Genomic DNA, 17,148 nt, shown 5'->3' with positions numbered 1-17,148 from the left:
CTGCCTTACTCCGACAGTGTCTTCAACAGCTCTTTGGCTACCGGTGCATAATATTGCCCCTTGGCAAGCTCTTCCAAGATACGGCGGGCAGCTTGTGGACGGTACTCCCGCAAAAAAACCAAAGCCAAGTACCAGCGTGCTGTTTCGGCGTAGTAGCTGTTTTCCGAACGGAAAGCAAGCAATATCTCTTTCGCTTCTTTGGGTTTGCCCATTTCTATGTAACTGATGGCTTCGTAAAGCTGCGTTGCCTCTGCCGAAGCACCTGCCGCACGTGCCTCTTTGAACTCTTTCACTGCCTTGGCATATGCTTTTTGCTCATAAGCCTCCAAGGCTTCTTCCAGTTCGGGCGACAAAGGCACTTCATGTGCTGCCAGCCCTTGGGTGGGCAGTGGTTTGTAGTGTGCTTCAAATAAACGATGAGGGGTGTAGTAATACTGAAAGCCCAAAGCAAAAACAAACAAAGCCACCACTACGGCCAGTCCCCAGCGCATGCGTTTTTGCAAACGGCTGCGGCGTTGCTCATGCAGATGCAACATCTTTAGGCGTTGCTTCATGCCGGCTCTTCCTGCACGCCGTGCCCCTTCCATCACGCCCCATAGCAAAACTGCCTCGCGCCGCAAAGCCGGCTCTTTTTGCAAGGTCATTTCCAACTCTATTTGCTCCTCGGGGCTTGCTTCGCCCCGGTGCATCTTTTCTATCAGTGTTTCAAATGCTGTATTCATCATACCAACCTTTTCGCCTCTTTAATCCACAGAATAGTTTTTCAAACGCTTTTCTACGGTTTTTCTAAGTTTTTGCAAACAACGTGCCTTTTTGTTTTTCATCACATTATCATTTTTGTAGCCCAGCTTTTGGGCAATAACTGTCAAAGACAGTCTGTCGAAATAAAACCACTGCAAGATACTCCGGCAGGGCTCTTTCATATTCCGGGCAGCTTCCAGCGCTATTTGCTCCATTTGCGCCTGCTCTTCCTCTTCGAGAAAAGCCGGTGCAAAACGGTCTTCGCTCAAATAAGCCATTTGCTCCTGGTTGCGCTGCCGGATGTCTGCTTTTTGAAACCTTCTGTATATTAAATGCTTACCAATGGCAAACAGATAAGTTTTCAGCGAGCTTTTGATATCCGGCATGGTGCCGCGGCATAGCTTCTCATAGAAAATCACGAATGCATCCTGAAATGCATCCAGCGCTTGTTCCCGGTCCAGAGCAAATTGTTTGTAACACCAATGAATAAATTCAGCATGTACGTCTAAGTAGTAGCGTTCCACCACTTGTTGGTTCCCTGTTTTGACTGCCTCCAATAGTTGCCGGTCACTAATAGCCATTTCGATTTCAGGTATTTAGTAAAAAGAAGCGCTGCAATGTTAGCACATAAAGTTAAAAAAAAGATGTAGTCCGGACATTGCTTTGAAAGCAACGCGCCCCTGCCGGACTTATTGCATGCTTTGCTTGCTTTGCCGGCTATAGAAAAAAGGAAGCTGCCCTCCACCGAAGGGCACTTCCTTGTAGCGGTACACAAGTCTTTGGTTGTATAGAGAAACCGTAGGTGCGGCTTAGAGCCGGATACCAAAAGAGATGGGCTGCAGGTTGATGTTTTGCGATTCGTCGAAAAGTGTATTCAGATCATATTTTACAAAGAGCAAAAGACTGCCGAAGCCTATCTGTCCTTCCACGCCGTAGCGCAGGCTGTTCAAATAAAAGTCGCCTTTTTCTTTGGTTTTGGAACCGCCCACAGGCTGCACTTTGGTCCAGGCATTGACCCGGTATCCCACATAGCCGCCAATACCCAAATTGAGCGTACGGTTGCCGTTGGCATTCATGCCACGATATACCAAACGCACCGGCACGTTCAGATAAGAAACCACCAGTTTGTTTTTCTTTAGGTCTTCTCCAAAATCTGCCTTATAGTCACCCCAGCTTACGCCGGTATCGGTGGCGCGCAAATAATAGGACGGCTTGTATTTGAAATTGTACCAATCCCACAAAAGCCCGAAATCAACAGCCAGGTAGCTACCGTTTTTGCCGGTCACCAAGTGGCGGCGTGCCGTAATGCCTATGCCTACATAAGTAGAGTTCAAAGGACGCACGGCATAAGGTGCGTTTTGGTCGTTCGGGAAGTTGCCATCTTGCAGATAGTTGTTTATCCCAAAATCGAAATAAGCGATCGTGTTCCAAGGTGTTTGGTAAAAAGTAATACCTTCGCCGCCCAACCATGCATCTACCTCTACCTCTCCTTCATCATCGTCTTCTTCCTCTGCCATGTCATCCATGTCAGCCTGACTGTGTTCTATACGGATGGAAAACTTATCGCCCAGAATGGCTTCGAGTTCTTCTACGTCTGCTTCCACTTCCTCCCAATCTTTCAGGTCTTCGCTGTCGGCCGGAATACGCAGGTTCAAAATGGTTTTGCCACGCTTGTTATTGCGAATTGTAAGCTGCACATACTCTTTTTCTTGTTGCTCTTGTTCATCATCTACGCGCACCAGCACACTCTTGTCGCCGGCATTGACCAGTTCATAGTTGTAAGTAACGGCGGTGTCAGGGGGCAAGTCCGCACCTACTTCCTTTATTACTTGTTCAATCAGGTTGTTGAAGTCGATATACTTCAGTTGTTTCAACGCCTGCTTGTCTTTGGTGGCTACTATCACGGTAGTATGGTCTTCCACCTCTACCCGGATGGTATCTTGGGCATGTGCCGGCACCCACAGACACAAAGCGGTGGTGCACAGCAAGATCATTTTGCTGAGTCGTTTCATTGTTCTTCCTGTTTTTAAAGTGAGATTTTTATTTCAAACTACTGACCAATGTCTTTTTTCAAATACAATACTTGGTTGAGCACTTTCTCTACCTTTTGCTTATTCCAAATGATGCGGGTTCCCATCTTTTTGTGCCCTTCCGGTTTGGCATTGGAAGTGGCTTGTTGTTCCCGCTCGGGCGAAATGCTTACTTGTACCCGCACCCGTGCGGGCGGCCGCTCGTAACGGTCAGGAGCGGCAGTAGTCTGCTGCATAGGCTCCTCCGGCGAATTGCCGGCTTCCTTGTCTGTCTCCGGCAGGGCTTGTTGGGGCTGCTGAGGCACTTCTTTCCGTATGGGGTTGGCTTTTGGTGTCGCTTCGGCCTGCTGTTTGGTCTCTGCTGCTCTCTTTGTCTGCCCGGTGTTTTCTTCTGCCAAAGGCACAAGCCCGCTTACTTTTGATTCTTCAGCTGCTTTGACTTCGCTACCGGCAGCAGAAGATTTTCCGCTTGTATTCAATAAACTCTCTTGCTCTGTTCCCATAGCCATGCTGTCGGTGGGCAAAGCGGTTGCATGCTCGCCTTTGAAGGCGTAGTATCCGCCCAGCATCAGGCTGCCCATGAGCAGCAGCGCCCATATCCAGTGTTTTTTACCACTCGTAAACGGCTGCTTGCCGCCGGCTGCCCCCCTCCGTATGCGCTCCCAAGCACCGGCCGGTGGCGGTACTTGATAGTGTTTCAGCTTTTTGCGAAACACTTCATCTATAGGATGTTTGTCCGGCTGCATTGTGCTTCTTCGGTTATCCATGTTTGTAACATCTTTCTGGCTTTCGCCAACTGACTTTTACTCGTTCCTTCGCTGATATTCAACATACCGGCTATTTCGGCATGTGTAAATCCTTCTATGGCATAAAGGTTAAAGACCGTTCGGTAACCTTTGGGCAATCGCTCCAGTAGCTCCATCAAATACTCTTCTTGCAGCTGTGCGAGCACGTCGCCGGCTACATGCAGCTCGTCGGCCACCGCCTCTGTTTCTTCTGTCTCCACACTCAGCAAGCGGCTTTTGCTTCGCAAATACTGCAGGCAGTGATTGACAAAGATGCGCCGCATCCAGCCTTCAAAGCTGCCCTCGCCTTTGTACTGCTCTATGTGTTGAAATACGCGCTGAAACCCTTCAATAAAAGCGTCTTCGGCCTCCGGCATGGGCAAATAACGGCGACACACGCCCATCATTTTGGCCGCATAGCGCTCATATAATGCCGACATTGCCTTTTCGCTTCCCTTGCGTATGGCTGCTATCAGCGACGCTTCATCTGTTATACTTCTCTTTCGTAGTCGTATCATCTGCTTTTATGAAAGCCTTCACTTATATAGATGCCACTCCTTGCAAAAGGGTTGCCTGAAGATAATATTTTTTTATGGCAAGCTTTTTTGTTTAAATATTGAGAACCAAAAGGAAAACAAAAAATGTTTAAATATTGATTTTGTTTAATATTAAACAATAAAAAGTTAAACAAAATTTGGATACCATCTGCAAACTTCCTATATTTGAAAAACATAGAAACCAAAGCCCCACAGCTATGAACCCACGCGAAGATTTCGGATACAGACTGCATGAAGCCGGCGCCTCGTTGCGCCCCTTTGCCCTGCGTATGGTCAAAGACCAAGACGCTGCCGATGATCTCATTCAGGAAACTTTATATAAAGCGCTCAAAAACAAAGACAAGTTTTCCATAGGTACCAACCTGAAGGCATGGCTTTACACCATCATGAAAAACACTTTTATTACACGCTACCAAAAGGCCAGCCGCCGGCAAACCTTCGTAGATACTACCGACAACCAGCACTTTATCAACTCGGGCGAGCGCACTGCACACAACGCGGCACTCAGCCACTTGATGACCGAGGAAATCATGCATGCCATAGATGCCCTTGCCGAACACTACCGCCTCCCCTTCCTGATGTATTACCGTGGGTTCAAATATCAGGAAATTGCCGACCGCTTGGGCATCCCTATTGGCACGGTGAAAAACCGCATTCATATTGCACGAAAGCAGCTAAAGGAAAAATTACAAAGAGATTAAGCCCTCCGCACGAACAAAAACACGCCACAACGCCTTATAAAAGGGAAGCCCTACGGACTTCCCTAAATTTTTGTATCACAATAAGTTTTATAAAAATCTTACAATTATTCTGCATGCATAATAATTTTTTATTACATTTGTCGATAAGAATGATTCCTTCTTTCGTCAATACGAAAACCGTTATAAACTATGGAAACCGTAGCAAACAAAAACCTGATCAAAGGTGGTGAATTCCTGATTAAGGACGTTACCCCCGAAGAAATTTTCACTCCTGAAGAGTTCACCGAAGAGCAGCGCATGCTGATTCAGGCATGTAAAGACTTTTTGGAAAAGGAAGTATATCCTAAGGTGGAAGAGCTGGACGAAGCCAAAGACACTTCTCTGATGGTGAGCTTGCTCGACAAAGCCGGTGAATTGGGCTTGCTGGGTGCAGGCGTGCCCGAAGAGTACGGTGGCATGGGCATGGACTTCAACTCTACCATGCTTATTACCGAATATCTGGGTGCCGGACACTCTTTTGCCGTAGCTTTCTCGGCGCATACCGGTATCGGCACGCTGCCTATTCAGTACTATGGCAACGAAGAGCAAAAGAAAAAGTATTTGCCCAAGCTGGCTTCGGGCGAGTGGAAAGCAGCTTACTGCCTCACCGAGCCCGACTCCGGTTCTGACGCCAACTCGGGCAAAACCAAAGCCACTTTGAGCGAAGACGGCAAGTATTATATCATCAACGGGCAAAAGATGTGGATAACTAACGGTGGCTTTGCCGATGTGTATATTGTATTTGCCAAAATTGATGATGACAAAAACCTGAGCGCCTTCATCGTAGAGAAAGACTTTGGCGGCATCACCATGAACCCCCCGGAAAAGAAAATGGGTATCAAAGGTTCGGACACCCGCCAAATCTTCTTCAACGACTGCAAGGTGCCCGTAGAAAACTTGTTGTCGGAGCGTGAAAATGGCTTTAAAATAGCCGTTAACATCTTGAATATCGGGCGTATCAAGCTGGCTGCTGCCGCTATTGGTGCTTCCAAAGCTGCCCTGAGCCATGCCATCCGCTACGCCAACGAACGTAAGCAGTTCGGTCGCCCCATCAGCTCGTTTGGTGCCATCAAGCATAAAATTGCCGAATCGGCTGTAAAAATCTTTGCCTCTGAGGCTGCCACCTACCGTGCCGGTCAAAACATTGAAGATGCCATCAAGATGTATAAAGAAGCCGGCATGAGCGACTCCGAAGCCAAACTTGAAAGCTTGAAGCAGTTTGCCATTGAGTGTGCCATGATGAAAGTACATGGCTCGGAAGTGCTCGACTATGTGGTAGATGAAGCTGTTCAGATTTACGGTGGCATGGGCTATTCTGCCGAGTCGCCCGTAGAGCGTGCCTACCGCGACGCCCGCATCAACCGTATTTTCGAAGGTACCAACGAAATCAACCGTCTGTTGACCGTTGATATGATTCTGCGCCGCGCCATGAAGGGCGAGCTCGACGTGATGGGTCCTGCCATGGCTGTTGCCAAAGAACTGATGGCTATTCCTGATTTCGGTGCCGAAGCAGATACCAGCCTTTTTGCCGCCGAGCTGAAAGCCGTGAAAAACTTCAAGAAAGCCATCTTGATGGTAGCCGGTGCGGCAGCTCAAAAACTGGGCAAAGGCTTGGGCGAAGAACAAGAAATCATCATGAATGTAGCCGACATGCTCATAGAAACTTATGTAACAGAGTCGGTGCTGTTGCGTGTGTTGAAGATGGCTCAAAAACAAGGTGAAGAAGCGACTGCCCTTTACCAAGACTTGGCTCGTGTGTACCTTTACGATGCCGTAGATGTGATTCAAAAAGCTGCGCGTGAAGCCATCACCGCCTTTGCCGAAGGTGACGAGTTGCGTGTAATGTTGCTTGGTTTGAAACGCTTTACTAAATTAGAGCCCTTCAATGTGAAGGCTGCCCGCCGTCGCATTGCCGATTATCTCATCGAAAAGAATGAGTATGCATTTTAGTGTTTAGGGTTGAACATATAGCCAAGCCGCCCATGAGTTTCTCATCGGGTGGCTTTTCTTTTTTCCGGGCAAAAGCTAACCGCTCCATAGTCATGCAAAAAAAGAGCAGGGTACATTCCTGCTCTTTTTACACCGGGGACGCACAAACACCCTACTCCACCACTATTTTCTTCACACTTCCGCCTGTCTTCTCGCGAATGAAATAAGTGCACAGTGAGAACAGCGCAGCTTTATCCGGCTAATTGTGGCAAGCCCGGACACCGGCTACCTGTTTTTTTTCTTCTAAAACAACATTTTAAACCCGTGCGTCGTTAATTATGCAAACAACAATCGGTACAATGAAACGGTGGTTATGGCTCTGCCTGCTGGCAATTGGCTTGGGGCTACACACACAAGCCCAAAGTGTTGAGGTCATTAAGATAGACCGCTTGGAAAAAGAAATAGCCCGGCGCGAGGGGGTGGTGGTGGTCAATTTTTGGGCAACCTGGTGTGCACCTTGTGTAAAAGAGCTGCCCGACCTTTACCGTGTTTATCAAGACTTTCAGGCACGGGGCGTGCAGCTACTTTTGGTGAGCCTGGACTTTGCCGACGAGCAGCCCAAAGCGCTCGCGCTGCTGAAAAAGAAAGGCATTGCGCTGCCCACTTTCCTGCTCGATGAAACCGACTATAACGCATGGATAGACCGCATTGAGCCGCGCTGGCAAGGTGCCATTCCCATGACCCTGATTTACCGCAACGGGCAAAAGGTGGCTTTCATTCCCGGTCCTGTCAGCTACGCATCGTTGGTCACACGTATTCAAGAGCAACTAAACCCATAGAGTCATGAAAAAGTATCTGTTTACCCTTCTGCTGCTGTTGCCGGCTGCCCTCACATGGGCACAAGGCTATAAGCCCGGCGACAAAGCCATCGATTTCAAACTGAAAAATATCGATGGGCGCCATGTGTCGCTTGCCGACTACCCGGAAGCCAAGGGCTTCATTGTGGTATTTACCTGCAACCACTGCCCTTTCTCCAAGATGTACGAAGACCGCATCATTGCCTTGGACAAGAAGTACAAGCCATTGGGCTATCCGGTCATAGCCATTAACCCCAACGACCCGAAGAAGCAACCCGAGGACAGCTTCGACAAAATGATAGAAAGAGCCAAGGAAAAAGGCTTTACTTTCCCCTATCTGTTCGACGAAACCCAAGAGGTGGCACGCACCTACGGCGCCACCAACACCCCGCATGTGTTTGTATTGAAAAAAGAAGGTAAAGACCTGATAGTAAGCTATATTGGTGCTATTGACGACAGCCCACGCGACGCGAGCAAAGCCAGCAAAAAATATGTAGAGCAAGCCGTAGATGCCCTGCTCAATGGCAAAGAGGTAGAGGTAAAACAAGCCAAAGCCATAGGCTGTACCATCAAGTGGCGCGAAATGTAAAATAACCTTTGCTTCCCTGTTTATCAAAGGCGCTTGTCAGTCCAAAGACAAGCGCCTTTTTTATTGAAGCCCCCACTAACCGCCTTTTGTCTTGGACAGTATCCTTTTTACAAAAAAAAATTTTCTATTGCCTTGGGTTACCTTTTTCAATCAAGGGAATAAAGGGGTGCATTTAGGTTCATTGTTAAACCTCAAAATTCTAATTACTATGAAAAAGTTATTTTTGATGTTGTTGGCTGCTGGTACTTTTGCATTGGTTTCTTGCGGCGAAGGTCAGCAAGAAAACGCTGAAACCCAGGAGCAACCTGCTGCTGAAGATGTACAACCTGCCGAAGAGCAGCCTGCTGTGGAAGAAGCTCAGCCTGAAACTACTGAAGAAGCTCAGCCTGAAGCTACCGAAGAAGCTCCTGCTGAAGGCGAAGCTCAGCCTGAAGAAGCTCCTGCTGAGTAATTTCATACGAAACAGCATTTATCAACCAAGCGAGCCCGTTCCAACGAACGGCTCGCTTTCTTTTATGCATAAAAAGAAAAATACAGTGGGTTACCTTTCGGCAAACCGGGAATTAAAGAGTGCACATACACTTGTGACACAACTAAAAAAACAGTAGAACTATGAAGAAGTTATTTTTGATGTTATTGGCTGCCGGTACTTTTGCATTGGTTTCTTGCGGCGAAGGTCAGCAAGAAAACGCTGAAAAATCAATGGAAGAAGCCACCGAGCAAGTAAAAGAAAGCGCCGAAGAGGTAAAAGAAGAAGCAAAAGAAGCTGCTGAGGAAGTAAAGGAAGAAACTGAAAAGGCAGCCGAAGAAGTAAAAGAAGGGGCTGAAGAAGTAAAAGAAGAGGCCGAAAAAGCCGTTGAAGAAATGAAGTAAGCAGCCGGACACTGTACAAAACAAAGGCGGGGCTTTGTGGCTCCGCCTTTATGTTTTTTTATTGCTCTGCCGTTTTTTCTCCAAAATTTGCCGGATACCTGCCACGTCTTTGCTTAGGAAGGCTTCCGCCTTAATTTTTTGCTGCAGTTTCATGAATGCCCCAATGAGGGCTTCGGGGCGTGGGGGGCAACCGGGCACATAAAAATCAACCGGTATGATTTTATCGACGCCTTTCACCACATGATAGCCGTGCTGCCAATAAGGGCCGCCGCAGTTGGCACAAGAGCCCATCGAAATCACATAGCGGGGCTCGGGCATTTGCTCATAGAGCCGCCGGATGCGGTCTGCCATTTTAAAAGTGACGGTGCCGGCTACTATCATCACATCGGATTGGCGGGGCGAATTCCGTGGAATGATGCCAAAGCGGTCCATGTCATAAGCCGAAGCATAGGCGGCCATCATTTCGATGGCACAACAAGCCAAACCAAAGCCCATGGGAAAAAGCGAAGACAAGCGTGCCCAGTTCAGCAGGTCTTCGGCTTTGAGCAAGAGCACACTTCCCTGATTGTTTCTTTCCATTTCCATAAGTTATGCTTTCTGTTTGGATGGCGGGCTATAGCGCCGGTTCACATTTTCATACAGGGCATGAGGCACGGGCGAATGAACCGACGGCACCTTGGGACGGGGCCTCGCCCAATCAAGAAAACCACGCCGCCAGGCATACAAAAGACCGGCAAGCAGCAAACCAATAAAAACGAGGGCTTCTATGAAAGCAAACCATGCCCACCGTCCTTGGGTGGCTTCTATAAGTTCTTTTTGCCCGAAAACTATAGCCCAAGGAAAAAGAAGCACGGTTTCTATTTCAAAAAGAATGAAAATAAGCGCGAGGGTATAGAAGCGAAAGTTGAACTGCCCCCATGCATGCCCTACGGGCTGCTCGCCACACTCGTAGGTCGATAGTTTTTCGTGATTGGGCTTGCGGGGTGCCAACAGGTAGGCAGCAAACAGGCCGCCCAACAAAAACAGAGCACTCCCGATGATGAACAATAGAATCATGGAAAAGGATGAGAGTGCTCCGTGTTGCATGGTATTGGGCATTTTTTATCACTTACATAGAAAACACATTCTTGCGCAAGATGGTTTGTGCCCGGTCGGGCCCGATGGACACCAGCGCGATGGGCAGGTGCAGGTATTCTTCAATGAAATTTACATAATGACGCAAATTGCGCGGCAGGTCTTCGTAGGCGGTGCTCGCTTCTATGTTTCCGGACCAACCGGGCAGCGTTTCATATACAGGCTCTACCGGCTCATTCAACAGACAGTAGGGCATTTGCCGGGTAATGGTACCATCGGAAAGCTTGTAATGCGTACAAACTTTGATTTCATCGAAGCCGCTCAGGACGTCAGCTTTCATCATGAATAGCTGGGTCACGCCATTGAGCATACAGGCATAGCGCAGCGCGGGCAAGTCGAGCCATCCGCAGCGGCGCGAGCGCCCAGTGGTAGAACCGAACTCATGCCCTGCCCGGCGAATGGCTTCGCCGGTTTCGTCGTTCAGCTCTGTGGGAAAAGGACCACTTCCCACACGCGTGCAGTAAGCCTTGAAGATGCCCAACACCTCGTGTACGGCTTTGGGCGCCACCCCCAAGCCAATGCAGGCACCGGCGGTGGTCGTGTGCGAGCTGGTTACATAAGGATAAGAACCGAATTCAATATCGAGCAAAGTGCCTTGTGCCCCTTCTGCCAATACCCGCTTGCCTTGCTGCAAAGCTTCGCTCAGCATGTATTCGGTATCGGCAAGGCGGAGTTCTTTGAGCTGCTCAATGGCCTCAAAGAAAGCCGGCTCGCTTTCATTCAAATCGTATTCATAGCGATAAAACTCCAGCAAGCCTTTGTGTTTATCTACAAGCTTTTGATAACGCTTCTTGAAGTCGGGGCTTAGGATATCGCCTACGCGGAGGCCGTTGCGTCCGGTTTTATCCATGTAGGCAGGTCCGATGCCGCGCAAAGTAGAGCCTATTTTTTCTTTGCCTTTGGCAGCCTCCGAGGCAGCATCCAACAGGCGGTGGGTAGGCAAAATCAAATGGGCTTTTTTGGAAATAAAAAGGTTTCTCTGGTAAGGCACGCCATAAGGCTTAAGAGCTTCTATTTCTTTCATAAAGACCACGGGGTCAATCACTACCCCATTGCCTATGACATTCTGAATGCCTTCATGAAAAATGCCCGAAGGAATTTGATGCAGCACATGCTTGATGCCGTCGAACTCCAAGGTATGGCCGGCGTTCGGTCCGCCTTGAAAGCGCGCTACCAGTTGATATTTGGGCGCCAGGAAGTCCACTATTTTGCCTTTCCCCTCATCGCCCCATTGTAATCCTAACAGTACGTCTAAGTTCATAGCTATGGTTCTTATGCTTGTTGTTAATAGGCTTTGGCAAATAAAACTCTGCGTTTCGATGGCTTACCAGTCACTATGCACTTGCCTTCTTCCTCTTCGGCATCCAGCGGGATACAGCGAATGGTAGCTTTGGTTTCTTCTTTGATACGCAACTCGGTTTCGGTGGTGCCGTCCCAGTGAGCCAAGATGAAGCCACCGTGCTTTTCCAATATTTCCTTAAACTCTTCGTAAGAGTCGGCTTTGCGTGTGTTGGCTTCGCGGAAGGCCAAAGCACGTTTGAAGAGGGACTGTTGCACATCATCCAGCAGGTCAAGTATATGCTCGGTAAGGCCATCTACAGGGGCGGTGTGCTTTTCGCCGGTATCACGGCGTGCTACTTCCACCTGATTGTTCTCCATATCACGCTTACCAATAGCCAAGCGCACAGGGACGCCCTTCAATTCCCATTCGGCAAACTTAAAGCCCGGACGGTGGGTATCACGCGCATCAAAGTGCACCTTGATGCCTACACGTTTCAGCTTCTCTATAATCCCTTGGACATATGTTTGAATTGCTTCGAGCTCGTCATCTCCATGATAGATGGGCACAATCACCACTTGAATAGGCGCCAAACGGGGGGGCAATACCAAGCCTTTGTCGTCGGAGTGGGTCATAATCAAAGCGCCCATCAAACGGGTACTTACGCCCCAGGAAGTCCCCCATACGTAGTCCAGCTCGCCTTCTTTGTTGGCAAACTTCACATCGAAAGCTTTGGCGAAATTTTGCCCCAAAAAGTGCGAAGTGCCGGCTTGCAATGCTTTGCCATCTTGCATGAGGGCTTCAATGCAATAGGTATCTACTGCGCCGGCAAAACGCTCGTTTTCGCTTTTTACGCCCTTGATGACCGGCATGGCCATGTATTCTTCGGCAAAACGTGCATACACGTCCAGCATGCGGCGGGTCTCTTCTATGGCCTCTTCTTTGGTAGCATGGGCGGTGTGGCCTTCCTGCCACAAGAATTCAGCGGTGCGCAAGAAGAGGCGGGTGCGCATCTCCCAGCGCACCACGTTTGCCCATTGGTTGATAAGCAGGGGCAAGTCGCGGTACGACTGAATCCAATTGCGGTAAGCACTCCATATGATGGTTTCGGAGGTAGGACGCACAATCAGTTCTTCCTCCAAACGTGCTTCGGGGTCAACAATTACCCCTTTGCCGTCGGGGCTGTTTTTCAAGCGATAGTGGGTAACCACGGCGCACTCTTTGGCAAAGCCTTCTACGTGTGCCGCTTCTTTGCTTAAATACGATTTAGGAATAAACAAAGGGAAGTAGGCATTGACATGCCCCGTTTCTTTGAACATATCGTCTAAGGTACGCTGCATCTTTTCCCAGATGCCGAAGCCATAGGGTTTGATAATCATGCAGCCTTTCACCGGTGCATGTTCTGCCAGGTCGGCTTGCTTCACCAATTCTTGATACCAAGCAGCGTAGTCTTCTGAACGTTTAGGAAGTCCTTTACTCATAGTATTGCGTTTACAGATGTATGCTTTTGCAAAGGGCAAGCGCCAAGGCTTGCATTTGGCTTGTCTTTTGCAGCAAAGATAAAAAGAATGCTATGGAATGAAATGCTTTTTGTTTAAATTCAGTTGTATAGATAAAGAAAAGTTGTTATGAAACGAGCCCTTCCTGCCCTTCCGATACTCGCCCTTATTATCTTTTTCAGCGGATGTAGTCCCAAATTATATCAGCCGGCAAGCCGCGAAGTAGATGATGTTTATTACCTGCCCACCGCCGACGCCGAGCCGGCAGTCTCTACAAGCTATAGCCGGCAACCACAGGCAGTGCCTGCCGAAAGGGGCAGCATGAATGGCGGCATTGCCAATCCGGACTATCAACCCAATAGCGACGCGGGCGGCAGCACGGAATACTATCAAAGCCCGGAAAGCCGCTTGGCACCGGAAAACAACCCTTATTATGACGATTTCGAAGCTTACCGGGAAGGTTACCGCAATGGCTATCAAGATGCCTATTGGCAAATGAGTGGCTGGGGCTCGCCTTTTATGGGCAACCCTTGGTATTCGCCCTACGGTTGGAATTCGCCTTATAACACATGGAGCAACTTTTACTACAACCCGGCCTGGGGATGGCGCAGCAGCTGGGGCTTGTCTTTTGGTTGGGGCAATGGTTGGCGCTATAACCCTTGGCGCTACTCGCCTTGGTACTCGCCCTGGTATGGCAACTGTTGGAACTGTTGGTACGGCAACCAAATTTATGTAACCGGCGGCAGCGAGCGCCCGCGTAGCTACTACGCACCACGCAGGCATTTAACGCCGCGTGGCACCACCTTCCAACAGCAGAATACAAGAAGTACCATCAGTACGCAGCCGGTACAGCAAAACCCAAGCCGCCAAGGGCGTACGCGTTATTCAACCACACCTAACAAGACGCCGACTTATACGCCCCGGTACAGAAACAGCAATACCCAACAACGCCAAAGCACGCCCCGCTACAGAAGCACTACCAGTCCGCGAAGTACGCCCTCATATAACCGCGGTTCTTCGCCTTCAAGAAGTGGCGGTAGCCGCAGCCGTCCGCGCTGATGCTTGTATGCGGGCAATTCCATATATTTTTGCAAAACATGTATTCTTTCTGAGAAAATATGATAAAGCGCCTTTTTTTGTTTTTGGTTTTCATGGGCTTATCGGCTTTTTATGCACAAGCACAGGTGTATTATACCGATGCTTTTCGTTATACCTATCGCCCCCTGCCCACGGGCAGTGCGCGTGCACTGTCTTTGGGGGGTGCTCAGGGGGCACTGGGTGGTGATGCCACTGCTTTATTGGTCAATCCGGCCGGTATTGGGCTGTTCCGGCGGGCAGAGGTAGCCGTGGGTATAGACTATGGCAACAGCCTGCTTCAAAGCAACTACCTGGAAAACACAAACACTGCCACCAGAGATAAAATAGGACTTTCACACGCTGCCGCCATCTTTGCCACGCCACAAAGTCTTTCCGGCCAGAGCCTTCAATTTGGCATTTCGTATGTGCGTTCGCACGATTTCCGCCAAGACACTTACTATCAAGCGAGCAATCCTTACAGCAGCTTGGCAGATGTGTGGACCGAAGAGGCTGCCGGCATTCATGCCGGTGTGTTTGAAGCAGAAGCTGCCAACAATGAAATTTATGATTTGGCTTCCTTGGCCTATGCCACCTTTGTTATCAATCCTTATGCCGATGACAGCACTGCTTATTATACCGAATTTCGCGATGTCAATAATCAATTGGTAGCTCCTATCTTGCAAGAAGAGCGGGTGAAAGAAAGCGGAAACCGCTCGGTTTTCAATATTACCGTTGGCGGGCAAGTGCAAGAGAAAGTGTATTGGGGAGCCACCGTCGGGGTGGAAGTCATTAATTATCAAAGGGAAAATGTTTATAAGGAGCGCTTAAGCCGCACGGCTGCCGATGGCGAACTGCAGGCATTCACACTCCGGCAACGCTACACGGCTACGGGTGGCGGGCTTTATTTGGGTTTGGGCGTTATTGTACGCCCGGTTGAGACGCTGCGCCTGGGGATCTCGGTGCAAACGCCCACCGGTTTTTCCCTGTATGAAACCAGCAGAGCCTCCATAGAAAGCGAGTCGGTGGGGTTCAGCAAGGTATCTGCCTCCATGCTGCCTTATGAATATGATTTCCGCTACAGAAGCCCCTGGCGGGCTACCGGAAGCCTGTTTTGGCAAATCAAAAAATACGGCTTTGTTACCGCCGACGTGGAATGGATTCCCTACCGTCAGATGGGGGTAAGCGGCAGCGACGATAATTTTGATGAAAGCGGCGAACGGCGCGCCATTCAAGAGACTTTTCGTAATACGATACAGGCAAGGGTCGGTGCTGAAGCGCGCCTGGGCAGCTGGTATGTGCGTTCGGGCGTATGCTATACGCCATCGCCTTTACGAAGCGGGCAGGAGTACTACGATGCCATGGCTTTCACGGCAGGGATAGGCTATCGCTTGCAAGGGTTTCAGCTGAGTGTGGGGGGCATATGGGCGCATTACTCGAGCCTCTATCAGCCTTATGTGTCACAGCAGTATTTTTCGCCTACCGTAGAGCGCAAGCATCGTTACATGCAATGGCAGTTTTCTACACATTGGTACTTTTAAGGTTTTCTTTTGTCCGGTGACACTTCAGGTGTCTTTGTCCTTTCAGGCATAAGCGAGCGGCCTCACTGCGTTCGGCATGAAAAGAAGGGCTAATGAGATGTCTTGCTTCACTATGTTCCGCTCGATATGACAAATAAGGCGACAGGGTTGACTCTTTTTATTCAAGAAAGGAAGCAGACTACAGGTTACAAAAAAAGGCTTGGAAGTGCGTACACTTCCAAGCCTTCCGGCAATGCCACAACGGATGCTTACTCTTGAGGCGCCACGGGTTGTTCTACGGGCGCTGCTTCAATATCTTCGAGAGCGGGTGACTCGGGCGCTGTGTTGCCGGTCATTTTGCTTAAGCCAAGAATAAGCACCAACATGGCGGCGGCCAATCCCCAGGTAATACGCTCAAGCATATCGGTTGTGCTGCGTACACCGGTGGTTGTTTGAGCGGCACCACTGCCACCAAATTGACGCGACAGACCGCCTTTGGGTTCTTGCAGTAAGACAACTAATACCAATAAGATGGCTATCAGGATGATAAGCCCCATCACTACATACAACATAATCGTATCGTTTTAACTATAATCCTTTTATGATTTGAATTTGCTTTTCAAAATACGCCTTTTTTTCCGGATGTTGCAAAATCAAGCGCTCGTAAATTTTTATTGCTTCTTCATCTTTGCCTTCATCGCGCAAGCGTATGGCATCCAACTCCGTATAAAATGTTTGAGGTGCTTCTTGTAAAGCATCTACCAAAGACTTAGGCTTAGGCATAGTGGGTGGCTGCGTTTCTTGTGCCGTGTCTTCTCCGGCAGGTGGTGTTGTGTTTTCCACATCCGGTGTCACTACGTCATTGTCGCCCAGGTCTTCTTTCAGTATGTCTATTTGGCTTTGATAGTAGGCTTCCCGCTCAGGGTATTTTTTCTTTAAGGCTTCATACACCGCCACAGCTTCGCGTACTTTTCCGGCCGAATACAAAGTAATGGCATATGATTCGCTCAGCTCGTCCGGTGGGGGTATTTCCGGAGCAGGGCTTGCAGTTTTGTTTTCTTCTTTTTGTTCAAGAGGCTTGGAAACAATCTGCTCGCCGGCGGCAGTGTCTTCCTCCTCTAAGGAAGAGAAGTAGTCTTTCGGTTGGGTATAAGAAGTAGTAATTTTTTCAAGCTCTTGATCCAGCTCTTCTTCTGAGGCGCTTGCCAGCTTTTCATCAAAAGCACTTACTTCTTTCTGAATGTCGTCCAATACATTGCGTGCCTTCGACAGCTCTTCTTTCAAAGAACCGGAAGCGCCGGAAAGCTGAAAATCGTTTTGCTCAAAAACCGGTGCATTCAATGCTTCGGCCAGGCGCTTGCGGCTGTACATATGCAAGGCAGCCCGCCGTATTTTCTGAGGTGCCAAATGTGAGCCCTGCTTCGATTGGTAGCGGGCCGCCAACAGATGCAACAAGCCGGCATAGGGCACCTTATCTATCAGTGCTTCTACTTCTTCATACTGCTCTTCGGTGAGCGCCTGCCCTGCTAAAAGAGCCAAAA

General features: G+C 49.1%; 19 protein-coding genes. 8 read left to right on the top strand and 11 right to left on the bottom strand.

Translation table 11 applies throughout. From position 1 onward, the window contains the following. Nucleotides 1–5: 5 nt before the first annotated feature. From K384_RS00545 to K384_RS00525, 5 genes are all read right to left on the bottom strand, one after another. On the bottom strand, nucleotides 6–725 hold the full coding sequence (locus K384_RS00545; RefSeq protein ID WP_038028397.1) for a tetratricopeptide repeat protein: 720 nt from the start codon (nucleotides 723–725) through the stop codon (nucleotides 6–8). An 18-nt stretch (nucleotides 726–743) separates the two neighbouring features. Next, a complete protein-coding gene (locus tag K384_RS00540) occupies nucleotides 744–1,322 on the bottom strand; it encodes an RNA polymerase sigma factor (RefSeq protein WP_038028395.1) in 579 nt (192 codons plus the stop codon). A 228-nt stretch (nucleotides 1,323–1,550) separates the two neighbouring features. Then, entirely contained in the window at nucleotides 1,551–2,753 is a 1,203-nt protein-coding gene (locus tag K384_RS13160) for a hypothetical protein (RefSeq protein WP_051632969.1), read from the bottom strand. A gap of 38 nt (nucleotides 2,754–2,791) precedes the next feature. Next, the gene (locus K384_RS00530; RefSeq protein ID WP_169737590.1) at nucleotides 2,792–3,538 is read right to left on the bottom strand and encodes a prolipoprotein diacylglyceryl transferase; all 747 of its coding nucleotides are present in this window, start codon (nucleotides 3,536–3,538) and stop codon (nucleotides 2,792–2,794) included. Further along, nucleotides 3,493–4,074, bottom strand: a complete 582-nt coding sequence (locus tag K384_RS00525; protein WP_038028391.1) for an RNA polymerase sigma factor — start codon at nucleotides 4,072–4,074, stop codon at nucleotides 3,493–3,495. Before K384_RS00525 ends, K384_RS00530 begins: the two co-directional genes overlap by 46 nt. A gap of 236 nt (nucleotides 4,075–4,310) precedes the next feature. Between K384_RS00525 and K384_RS00515 the strand changes: the two genes are divergently transcribed. The 6 genes from K384_RS00515 (at nucleotide 4,311) to K384_RS00490 (ending at nucleotide 9,101) form a co-directional block, all read left to right on the top strand. Further along, nucleotides 4,311–4,814: an RNA polymerase sigma factor gene (locus K384_RS00515; RefSeq protein WP_038028387.1), complete on the top strand. Its 504-nt coding sequence runs from the start codon at nucleotides 4,311–4,313 to the stop codon at nucleotides 4,812–4,814. Between the two features lie 189 nt (nucleotides 4,815–5,003). Next, nucleotides 5,004–6,803 carry an acyl-CoA dehydrogenase family protein gene (locus K384_RS00510; RefSeq protein ID WP_038028384.1) on the top strand — a complete coding sequence of 600 codons (1,800 nt, stop codon included), beginning with the start codon at nucleotides 5,004–5,006 and terminating at the stop codon, nucleotides 6,801–6,803. Between the two features lie 338 nt (nucleotides 6,804–7,141). Next, the gene (locus tag K384_RS00505; protein WP_051632968.1) at nucleotides 7,142–7,621 is read left to right on the top strand and encodes a TlpA disulfide reductase family protein; all 480 of its coding nucleotides are present in this window, start codon (nucleotides 7,142–7,144) and stop codon (nucleotides 7,619–7,621) included. 4 nt (nucleotides 7,622–7,625) lie between these two features. After that, nucleotides 7,626–8,228, top strand: coding sequence for a thioredoxin family protein (locus K384_RS00500; protein WP_038028380.1), 603 nt, complete (start codon nucleotides 7,626–7,628; stop codon nucleotides 8,226–8,228). 91 nt (nucleotides 8,229–8,319) lie between these two features. Beyond that, entirely contained in the window at nucleotides 8,320–8,679 is a 360-nt protein-coding gene (locus K384_RS00495) for a hypothetical protein (protein ID WP_169737589.1), read from the top strand. Between the two features lie 161 nt (nucleotides 8,680–8,840). Next, a complete protein-coding gene (locus K384_RS00490; protein WP_038028377.1) occupies nucleotides 8,841–9,101 on the top strand; it encodes a hypothetical protein in 261 nt (86 codons plus the stop codon). A 48-nt stretch (nucleotides 9,102–9,149) separates the two neighbouring features. Here the strand turns inward: K384_RS00490 and K384_RS00485 are convergent, their stop codons facing one another. The 4 genes from K384_RS00485 to proS are packed head-to-tail and all read right to left on the bottom strand — an operon-like array spanning nucleotide 9,150 to nucleotide 12,995. Beyond that, entirely contained in the window at nucleotides 9,150–9,686 is a 537-nt protein-coding gene (locus K384_RS00485; RefSeq protein WP_038028375.1) for an NADH-quinone oxidoreductase subunit B, read from the bottom strand. Nucleotides 9,687–9,689: 3 nt separating this feature from the next. Beyond that, nucleotides 9,690–10,187, bottom strand: coding sequence for an NADH-quinone oxidoreductase subunit A (locus K384_RS00480; protein WP_038028926.1), 498 nt, complete (start codon nucleotides 10,185–10,187; stop codon nucleotides 9,690–9,692). Between the two features lie 22 nt (nucleotides 10,188–10,209). Further along, the gene (locus K384_RS00475) at nucleotides 10,210–11,496 is read right to left on the bottom strand and encodes an adenylosuccinate synthase (RefSeq protein WP_038028374.1); all 1,287 of its coding nucleotides are present in this window, start codon (nucleotides 11,494–11,496) and stop codon (nucleotides 10,210–10,212) included. 23 nt (nucleotides 11,497–11,519) lie between these two features. Beyond that, on the bottom strand, nucleotides 11,520–12,995 hold the full coding sequence (gene proS / locus K384_RS00470) for a proline--tRNA ligase (protein WP_038028373.1): 1,476 nt from the start codon (nucleotides 12,993–12,995) through the stop codon (nucleotides 11,520–11,522). A gap of 147 nt (nucleotides 12,996–13,142) precedes the next feature. Between proS and K384_RS00465 the strand changes: the two genes are divergently transcribed. Continuing rightward, a complete protein-coding gene (locus tag K384_RS00465) occupies nucleotides 13,143–14,072 on the top strand; it encodes a hypothetical protein (protein ID WP_038028371.1) in 930 nt (309 codons plus the stop codon). 59 nt (nucleotides 14,073–14,131) lie between these two features. Continuing rightward, the gene (locus K384_RS00460; protein WP_038028369.1) at nucleotides 14,132–15,628 is read left to right on the top strand and encodes a hypothetical protein; all 1,497 of its coding nucleotides are present in this window, start codon (nucleotides 14,132–14,134) and stop codon (nucleotides 15,626–15,628) included. 248 nt (nucleotides 15,629–15,876) lie between these two features. Here K384_RS00460 and secG read toward each other — a convergent pair whose 3' ends face one another. Both secG and K384_RS00450 read right to left on the bottom strand, forming a co-directional pair. Continuing rightward, the gene (gene secG, locus K384_RS00455; protein ID WP_038028366.1) at nucleotides 15,877–16,179 is read right to left on the bottom strand and encodes a preprotein translocase subunit SecG; all 303 of its coding nucleotides are present in this window, start codon (nucleotides 16,177–16,179) and stop codon (nucleotides 15,877–15,879) included. 16 nt (nucleotides 16,180–16,195) lie between these two features. Next, nucleotides 16,196–17,146, bottom strand: coding sequence for a tetratricopeptide repeat protein (locus tag K384_RS00450; RefSeq protein WP_169737588.1), 951 nt, complete (start codon nucleotides 17,144–17,146; stop codon nucleotides 16,196–16,198). Nucleotides 17,147–17,148 lie beyond the last annotated feature (2 nt).

The organism is Thermonema rossianum DSM 10300 (assembly GCF_000426825.1).
Lineage (GTDB): Bacteria > Bacteroidota > Bacteroidia > Cytophagales > Thermonemataceae > Thermonema > Thermonema rossianum.
The sequence above is the reverse complement of the archived record's forward strand: the minus strand, read 5'-3'. Positions and strand labels throughout refer to the sequence as shown.